This is a genomic window from Ruegeria sp. AP12 (assembly GCF_056540025.1).
Genome location: NZ_JBQFVZ010000271.1, coordinates 1 through 598 on the forward strand (window position 1 = coordinate 1; position 598 = coordinate 598).

Annotated in this window: 1 protein-coding gene; it reads left to right on the plus strand. The window is 54.0% G+C overall.

Annotated elements, in window-relative coordinates:
- The first annotated feature begins 162 nt into the window (after window positions 1–162).
- Complete coding sequence (locus tag ACR0E6_RS22695; RefSeq protein ID WP_480535970.1) at window positions 163–450, plus strand: hypothetical protein; 288 nt, start codon at window positions 163–165, stop codon at window positions 448–450.
- The last annotated feature ends 148 nt before the right edge of the window (window positions 451–598 follow it).

The following is a 598-nucleotide window of genomic DNA, read 5'->3' on the forward strand; positions in this document are numbered from 1 at the left end:
CCCTGGCGCTATAGCGTAATCGGCCCTCAACAACCTGACAAAGCCGCGCGGGTGACCCATCGGGTGCGGATTGCATAGGAATCACAATTTAACATACTAACATATTAGTTGACATAAGAGGTGCGCCGCCTTAGCAACATGGGCTAAGCAGGCGGTGATGTGATGCAAGCACAAGGCGGCAAAGATGTTGTGGATGGGGCGGCGCGCCACCGCGAGCCGCAAGGCAAGATTGTCGTGGCTCTGCGTGGCCGGCAGGCGGATGATCAACCTGCGCGTATTCCGGAAACTTCGTCTGAACCTGTTACGTGCGCTCACAGGTCTGGATTGGCGCAAATCCATGCCGGTCAGACCATCGTCCGTTACGATCAGATCATCGAGCAAACCAAAGACGAGGAACTTGCCTTGAGGGGCGTAGTGTTTGCACCAATGCAGATCGAAGCCGTGATGTAATCTGCATGTGGCCCAGGGGAGAGGGGCAAATGGGAGATACTATTTCAAAGATGGTCGAAATGACCGGGATTGATAAGTTTTTTCCCGGCGTACACGCATTGAAATCCGTGCAGTTCGATCTTGTGCCCGGCGAAGTTCACGCACTTAT

Bases quoted from the DNA above. Each gene is read 5' to 3' on its own strand.
- ACR0E6_RS22695 (WP_480535970.1), top strand. From the start codon at position 163: ATGCAAGCACAAGGCGGCAAAGATGTTGTGGATGGGGCGGCGCGCCAC.